General features: G+C 66.2%; 7 protein-coding genes. 2 read left to right on the top strand and 5 right to left on the bottom strand.

Going from position 1 to position 8,125, the window contains the following annotated elements:
• Window position 1 precedes the first annotated feature (1 nt).
• Both AC0L3P_RS20070 and AC0L3P_RS20075 read left to right on the top strand, forming a co-directional pair.
• Window positions 2-1,708, top strand: coding sequence for a S8 family serine peptidase (locus AC0L3P_RS20070; protein WP_473304330.1), 1,707 nt, complete (start codon window positions 2-4; stop codon window positions 1,706-1,708).
• A gap of 498 nt (window positions 1,709-2,206) precedes the next feature.
• On the top strand, window positions 2,207-2,842 hold the full coding sequence (locus AC0L3P_RS20075) for a TIGR03809 family protein (protein ID WP_473304348.1): 636 nt from the start codon (window positions 2,207-2,209) through the stop codon (window positions 2,840-2,842).
• Between the two features lie 29 nt (window positions 2,843-2,871).
• On the opposite strand, the gene AC0L3P_RS20080 is transcribed toward AC0L3P_RS20075, so the two are convergent.
• From AC0L3P_RS20080 to AC0L3P_RS20100, 5 genes are all read right to left on the bottom strand, one after another.
• On the bottom strand, window positions 2,872-4,245 hold the full coding sequence (locus tag AC0L3P_RS20080; protein WP_473304332.1) for a TIGR03808 family TAT-translocated repetitive protein: 1,374 nt from the start codon (window positions 4,243-4,245) through the stop codon (window positions 2,872-2,874).
• 92 nt (window positions 4,246-4,337) lie between these two features.
• A complete protein-coding gene (locus tag AC0L3P_RS20085; protein ID WP_473304336.1) occupies window positions 4,338-4,991 on the bottom strand; it encodes a pyroglutamyl-peptidase I in 654 nt (217 codons plus the stop codon).
• Entirely contained in the window at window positions 4,988-5,977 is a 990-nt protein-coding gene (meaB, locus tag AC0L3P_RS20090; RefSeq protein WP_473304338.1) for a methylmalonyl Co-A mutase-associated GTPase MeaB, read from the bottom strand. The genes AC0L3P_RS20085 and meaB overlap by 4 nt, the downstream gene beginning before the upstream one ends.
• Before the next feature lie 51 nt (window positions 5,978-6,028).
• Window positions 6,029-7,543 (bottom strand): tripartite tricarboxylate transporter permease, encoded by a 1,515-nt coding sequence (locus AC0L3P_RS20095; RefSeq protein WP_275170653.1) that lies wholly within the window; start codon window positions 7,541-7,543, stop codon window positions 6,029-6,031.
• A 4-nt stretch (window positions 7,544-7,547) separates the two neighbouring features.
• Window positions 7,548-8,042, bottom strand: a complete 495-nt coding sequence (locus AC0L3P_RS20100; protein WP_275170654.1) for a tripartite tricarboxylate transporter TctB family protein — start codon at window positions 8,040-8,042, stop codon at window positions 7,548-7,550.
• Window positions 8,043-8,125 lie beyond the last annotated feature (83 nt).

Consider the following 8,125-nt stretch of genomic DNA (forward strand, 5'->3'; position numbering starts at 1 on the left):
GATGACGCGCAAGTCCGAAAATGGAGTGAGAGCCGGGGCCTGGGCTTCGTCGGTCGCAGCCGCGCTTGTGCTCGCCGCCTGTCTCGGCGTCGAGGTTGCGCAGGCGCAGGCGATCATGCGCACGCCCACGATCAGCGTCCCCTCCCGAATGCCGACCATTTCACCTGGCATCGCCGCACGCGTCAGTCCCGGTGTTGCCGCCAGAGCGGTGGCTGTCGGCCGCGGTCCAGGTCCGATCGTGACGACGAGGATTTCGGCGCGGATAGGGCCGACGCCGGTGCTGTCTTATGCGCGCTACTCCCCGAACCTCTATCCCGCCTGTACCGCGGCCTATCGCGACGCCGCCGGCGAATGCCTGGCGCAGCAGAACGCGGGCGGCGATGGCTCGAGTAAATCGGGCAAGAAGACCGCCGGGAGGGGGCGCGGCAACAACACGCCCGTCGCCGCGGACTTGCGCACCTTTGCCAACGAATTCGTTGCCGAGATCGATGCCGGGCTGTCGTCGACGCAGGCCGATGAGCTTGCGCGCCGCCATGGCCTGACCCGCGTGTCCTCCGAGAATTTTCCGCTGATCGGGGCAACGTTCGGACTGTTCCGCATCACCGACGGCCGGCCCTCCGCGACGGTGCGGCGCGAATTCGCGGCGGACGGCAGCGTGCGCTCGGTCCAGCCGAATTTCCGCTACATGCTCCAGGACCAGAAATCGTCGGTGCCGACCGAGGGAGATCCCGCGCAATATGCGCTGGCCAAGCTCAGGCTGCCGCAGGCACATGCGCTGGCGCATGGCGCCAATGTGACGGTTGCCGTCATCGACTCCGGCATCGACGTCCAACATCCGGAACTTGCCAATTCCATTGCCGACAATTTCGATGCGCTCGGCATCGCCGAGGGCCCGCACATTCACGGCACCGGAATTGCCGGCGCCATCGTGGCGCATGCCAAGCTGATGGGCAGCGCGCCCGAGGCGCGCATCATCGCCATCCGCGCCTTCGGCGGCACCACCGGCGGGGCCGAGAGCTCGTCCTACATCATCTTGCGCTCGCTGAATTATGCCGCCGAGCATGGCGCGCAGATCGTCAACATGAGCTTTGCCGGTCCGAAGGACGCGGTGATCGAGCGGGCCATCGCCGCGACCGCCGCGCGTGGCCTGGTGCTGATCGCGGCCGCCGGCAATGCCGGCGCGAAGTCCCCGCCGCTCTATCCGGCCGCCAATCCCAACGTGATCGCGGTCAGCGCGACCGACCAGCAGGACAGGCTGTTCACCGCGTCCAACCGCGGCAACTACATCGCGGTCGCGGCCCCCGGCGTCGATATCTTCCTCCCCGCGCCTGACGGCAAATACCAGATGACGTCGGGTACTTCGTTCTCGGCCGCCTATGTCTCCGGCGTCGCGGCGCTGCTGCTCGAGCGCAACTACGCCTTGAAGCCGGAAGCGCTGCGCACGACGCTGGCGAAGACGGCGCGTGACCTCGGTTCACCCGGGCGCGACGATCTCTTCGGCGATGGCGAGGCCGACGCGTTTGCCGCGGTCATGGCCGTTCCCGCCGCCGGCGCGACGCCGATAGCAGCCGCGTCCGGTACAACAAAACGTGAAGATATCGAGAAGCGTCGCGACGGGCCCGGCATTCGCGCATTAGAGCAACCCTCGTTGTCGAGCACCGAGGATAAAGCCACGGTTTCTCAGGCGGATAGTCCGGCGACGCGATAGCGGCTGCGACAACTTTGCGCGCGGCGCGAAGGTCGAAAAATCAAACGCCGCGTTGAACGTTCGGCCCGCTGCCACGACCAAATTATGTGGGAGCGGTTATCCCTCCCCATAAGTCATATCAGGCGCGAGCGCCCATCCACCCCAAGCGCCCATATGGCTCGACCCGTCCGGTTGTCCCCCCGGACGGGTCTTTTCTTTTTGGACGTCCGATTTCTCGAAGCCCTGCGCGAGATCAGCTTCCGGTTGAGAGATCGTGGCTCACGCATCCCCACCACTCCGCAAGCGCGCTATGCTTGTGCGAAGCTTGACTCCAAATCCCCTTGAATCTCCGCACGACTACGGAGTTTGGCGACGAAAACATCGTCGTTGCTGGACAAGTCAAAACTTTTCCACAAAATATTCACGTCGCGTCTAAATTGATTCGTGTGCGTTGCGTCGCGTCCGTATTTTCTCCTGACGGGCTGATTTATGACACATCGCCAAGAGGCTGTTCGCGACGTGGTCATTGGCCGCGACATCGCGGCACGCTGGTGCGCTCTCGCCGAGCAGCGGCTGGTGCATCTCTCCGAGATGTTCGAGACCGGGCGCTGGCGCCGCTATCATTCCGAGATCGCATTTCTCGAAAACATCCAGGAAGCCAAGCTCGCCGTTCAGACCTGGCGCGCGCTTGCCACCGGCGCTGACGTCGCCACGGCGGCCGCGAGCGTGTCGCCCGCATTCGGCTGGTCGCCGGCGACAATGCCCCGCATGTTTCCGCGCGAGCAGCAGGTGCAGACCGTGCAACCGAAGGCCGTGCACATCGCCCCCGAGACCGCCGTGTCGGTCAGGCTCGATCCCAAGCCGGGCCTTCTCGCCGAAATCTCCCCGGTCGCGCCGGTCGCCGCGCCGGGCCCGATGGCACCGCTCGAAGTGCCTGCTGCCATGGCGCCGCCCACCGCGCCCGTGGCAATGACAGGGCCCAAGGTGCCGCCCGCGATGGCAGCGCCCAAGGCGCTGGCCGCGATGGCGGCGCTTCTGCCGCAGTTCTCCCCGCCGGCAGCCGAAATTGTCGCCGCCCCCGAGCGCCTGGTTGAGTTCACCTTCAGCCTCGACGGCCTCGAAGCGAAGTACCCGCTGCTGCGGAACGCGTTCTAACGTTGGGAGCCGGAGGCGAGGAACGGCAGCTACCGCCGCACCGCATTCCCGCCGACCACCAATTGCGCAAACCGCTGGGCGCCGTCTACCGACAGGTCGGACGTCACGGCGCGCGCATGATCGAGGCCGACCACGGCGCCGCGCGGGGTTTCCGAGATCATGTTGTTGTTGACGAGCGCGGTGCCGGCGCCGGGCACGACGGACACGCCGACGCCGGCCATTGCCTTGCGGATCACGTTGCCCGTGATGGCGACGTCGCGGAGATATTTGCCCCAGCCGGCGACGATGCCGTAGGACGGCACGTTCTCGATCACGTTGCCGGTGACCGATGAATCCGCCTCGATATAGATGCCGATACCGGCATCGTCATCGGGCGCGGTGCCGATCGGCCGCTTCGGGATCAGATTGCGGATGATGTTGCCCTGGACCACGGCGATGCGGCCGCCTTCGTTGAAATTGCAGACGGAGACGCCGACGGCGGCGCCGTCCACAATGTTGTTGGCGATCACCGCGGCCTCGAACGCGAATTCCGAATAGAGCGCGACCTCGCGCACGTCGCTGACGCTGTTGCCGGTGATGTGGATGTTCGAGGCCGAGTTGCCGCGCACGGCGGAGTAATCGCAGTTCTTGATGCGATTGCCGCGCACGATGACGTTGCGGGCGCGGAACGCGTTGATGGCGTTGCCGTACTGGCCGGAGCCGCCGGGGCCCGCCTTGATGTCCTCGATGCGGTTATCAGTGACCAGCGTGCCGTCATCGCCGATGGCCGTGCGCAGGATCTCGATGCCGTTGTCGTTGGTGCCGGTGATGGTATTGTGGGAGACGCTGAGACCTCTGGCGTCGAACGACACCACCGCCGTCACCGCGATGTTGGTAAAGATGTTGCCCGAGATGTCGCCGGAGACCTGCTCGAGCCAGATGCCGCTGCCGCCGGACCCTGTGATCTCGCAACCGGTGATGCGGACGTCGCGCCCGCCGAGCACGTGGATCAGCCCGCGCCGCGTCGGCAGCGGAATGCCGCCGCCGTCGAAGGTGATGCCGGAAAGGCCGATTATTGCATCGGAGCCGTCGCTCTGGATCGCCGAGGCCCCGCCTATGAAGGTGAGCTTGGTCGCGCCGCGCACGCCGACCAGTTGCGCGCCATTTGGCAAGCGTAGCAACCCACTGCGATAGACGCCGGGTGGCAGCGCCAGCGGCATCTGCGCTCGCGCGGCTTCGTCGATCGCACGCTGGAGGGCGCGGGTCTGATCCTCGCTGCTGCCGGGTCGCACACCATATTGCGTGGCATCGCGGCCGAGCAGCGACGTCAGCGGCGCCGCACGCGCGGCGTCGGCGGGTATCGCGAGCGCGCCGGCGATGCCTGCGGTCGAAGCTCCGATGAGATGGCGGCGATTGAGGTCCATGACGCGTCCTCCGGCGGACGCGGGGGTCCGCAGCGGTTAGGTAGCGCAGGACGATTGGGCGCGTGAGGATTGTTCGCGGTAGGGTTAAATGTTTACGCAGTCGTGTTCCGCGCCTTCCGTGCCAGCTGTACCATCTCCATCAGCATCGCTTCCCCGGCGTCCACCAGTTCCTCGAGCGTGATCCGCGGCGCGCCCTTGCGGCGCACGGCGCCACTGCGCGCGAGCAGGGGAATATGGATGAACGCCGCAAGCTGCGGCCCGCCGGCCCTGACATTCTCGATCGCGCGCCAGCTCAGATAGTTGCAGAGATAGGCGCCGGCGTCCCGCGAGGCGCGTGCGTCAATGCCGGTGAGGCGGGCGGCACGCAACAGCCTTGCAGTGTGCGGTCCGAACATCATCGCGTCCGCGTGGCCGGCGATGCCGCGTTTGCTCGAGCGGGTGTTGGCGGCATCGGGCCACAGCATGGTGACGGCGTTGCGCGCGCGGCTCTCGATGCGCAGATAGGGCGTGCGTGCGGCGAGGCCGAACATCAGCAGCGCATCGGGCTTTTCTCTCGCGATCACCTCCGGCAATTGCCGGTCGACCGCGGCATAGGTGACCGGAAAGATGTGGCTGGAGATCGCGGCATCGTCGAGTGCGGGACGGCGTAATTGCGCCAGGCGGGCGACCAGCGGCTGGGTCGGATTGTAGGGGGCGCCGGGGAACGGGCCGAAGCCGGTGAGCAGAATGCGGAGCTTGTCGCTCATTGCAGCAACTCCAGGATCTTTTCGGCGGCGAGCGCCGGTGTGAGATGGCCATCGGCCACCTCGGTCTCGATCTTCCGGACCTTGGTGCGCACCGACGCCTCGCTGCGCAACCGCGCCAGCATGCGTTGCTCCAGCATCGACCACATCCATTTCACCTGCTGCTGGCGGCGCCGTGCGGCGAAGTCGCCGGATGCATTCATCGCCTTGCGGTGATCGAGGACCTTCTGCCAGATCTTCGCGATGCCGTCGCCGGTCAGCGCCGAATAGGTTTCGACCGGCGGATGCCAGTGCTCGGAGCGCGGCGTCAGGATATGCAGCGCGCCGCGATAATCGGCGGCGGTGATGTTGGCGCGCTTGAGATTGTCGCCGTCGGCCTTGTTGATCGCGATCATGTCGGCGAGCTCGACCAGACCCTTCTTGATGCCCTGCAATTCGTCGCCGCCACCCGGCAGCATCAGGGCTAGGAAGAAATCGGTCATGTCGCAGACCGCGGTCTCGGACTGGCCGATGCCGACGGTCTCGACCAGCACGACGTCGAAGCCAGCGGCTTCGCAGAGCAGCATCGCCTCACGCGTTTTCGCGGCGACGCCGCCGAGCGTGCCGGAGGACGGCGAGGGGCGGATGAAGGCGTCGTTGGAAGCCGACAGCCGCGCCATCCGCGTCTTGTCGCCGAGGATCGAGCCGCCGCTGCGCGCCGAGGACGGATCCACCGCGAGCACCGCGACCTTGTGGCCGTGCTCGATGAGATGGATGCCGAGCGCGTCGATGGTGGTGGATTTGCCGACGCCGGGCGAGCCGGTGATGCCGACGCGGACCGCCCTGCCGGTGTCAGGCAAGAGCATCTGCACCAGCTCGCGCGCCAGCGCCTGATGGTCGCTGCGCCGGCTCTCGACCAGTGTGATGGCGCGCGCGAGCGCCGCGCGGCTGCCGGCGCGGAGATCATGGGCGAGGGATTTGATGTCCAGGGAAGGCTTTTTCTCAACCATGCCCTGCTTTACAACGCCCGCGCGGAGCAGGCGAGGGCCGCCCGCCCGATATCACCGGCCTGTCGCCGCCACCCCCGTCCGCACCGGTTTCAGCTTCCGCCATCCCCAGACCATCACCGGCCACAGCAGCGCCCCGATCGCCATGGCGGCGAGGATCGCGGCCACGGGGCGCTCGAAAAACGGCAAAATGCTGCCGTCGGACTTGATCAGCGACGTGACAAAAGCCTGCTCGACCATGGTGCCCATGACGATGCCGAGCACCATCGCGGCAACGGGATAGCCGTTTGCTTCCATGACATAGCCAATCACGCCGAAAGCGGCGACGGTGACGACTCCGAACATGTTATTGCCGATCGCGAACGAGCCGACCGCGCAGCACAGCATGATGATCGGCATGATTGCGGAGCGCGGTGCCAGCAGGATGTAGGCGGCAACCCGGATCATGGCGATGCCGAGCGGGATCATCAAAATGTTCGCGATGATGAACATTAGATAAATCGCGTACATGCTCGACGCTTTTTCGGTGAACAGCGTCGGTCCGGGGTTGAGCCCCTTCATGTAGAGCACGCCGATCGCGATCGCTGCGATGGTGTCGCCGGGGATGCCGAACAGCAATGATGGCACCCAGCCCGAGGCGATGCTGGCATTGTTGCTGGCGCCGGCCTCGACCAGGCCCTCGACATGGCCGGTGCCGAATTTCTCCGGTTCCTTGGAGAAGCGCTTCGACATCGCATAGGACACCCAGGCGGCCATGTCGGCGCCGGCGCCGGGCAGCACGCCGATGATGATGCCGACGATGTTTCCGCGCGTCATCTGCCAATGGTATTTCTTGGTCAGCTTCCACTGGCCGGCCATGATGCTTCCGAATTTGCGCCGCGGCAGCGGCGGCGGCTCGGGCGTCAGCATCGCGCGCATCACCTGGGCCACCGCGAACACGCCGACCAGCGCGGGGATCGGCTCGATGCCGCCGAACAGATCGGTGAGGCCGAAGGTGAAGCGCGGCACGCCGCCGGGATTTTCGATGCCGATGCAGGAGACCAGCAGGCCGAGGAACATGCCGGCGATCGCCTTCACCGGCGAGGAGCGCGCTACCAGCGTAGCGCACATCAGGCCGAGCAGCGCCAGCCAGAAATACTCGAAGGTCGAGAACGACAGCGCGATCTCGGCCAGCGGTGGCGCCAGGATCATCAGCGACAGCACGCCGGCAATGCCGCCGACGGCCGAGAACCACACGCCGGCCCCTAGCGCAAGCTCGGCCTGCCCCTTGCGTGTCATGGCGTAAGCCTCGTCCGCATAGGCGGCCGAGGCGGGCGTTCCCGGGATGCGCAGCAGCGCACCGGGAATGTCGCCGGAGAAGATAGCCATCGAGGACGCAGCCACGATGGTCGCAATCGCCGCGATCGGCGAGAGGTAGAAGGTGACGGGGACGAGCAGGGCGGTTGCCATCGTCGCCGACAGGCCCGGCAGCGAGCCGATCACGAGCCCATACACGGAGGCTGCGAACATCGCGATGATGACCTCCCAGGTGGAGATCAGTGCGAACGCTTCAATCAGGGTTTTCATCATGGGATCACCAGGGCGTCGGCAACAGGCCGGCGGGAAGCGGCACGCGCAGCAGCTTGCCGAAGATCAGGTGGATCGCGAAGGGCGCCAGCGCTGCGAGCGGCAGCGCCAGCTTCCACTTCGCCCCCAACGCCGTCGAGGTGACGTAGACCATGATCGCCGCGGTGATGATAAAGCCGAGCCGGTCGGCCGCCACTACGTAGAACAGCAGCAGCGCCGGCGGCAGCAGCGCGCGCAGGCCATAGACCTTTCCTTGCGGCGGTGGAGCAGCCGCTGCCTGGCCATCCTCGAGCGGGATCAGCTCTTCCGCCTCCTCGAAGGTGTGACCAATACCGAACACGATTGCGAGCCCGCACAGCGCAAGTCCGATGCCGATTACGAGCGGAAATATGTTGGGGCCGACCGGCTGCCCGGGCACCGGCGGCAGCAGCCAGCCGCCATAGGCGGCTGCTGTGCCGAGCACGACGAGAAACGATCCCGTGACGGAGTCGGGAAGTCGCATGGGAGAAGTCCTACAAGAGGTGTTCTCCCTCTCCCCGCGCGCGGGGAGAGGTCGGAATTCGAGCGGAGCTTGAATTCCGGGTG

The organism is Bradyrhizobium sp. WSM4874 (genome assembly GCF_055811835.1).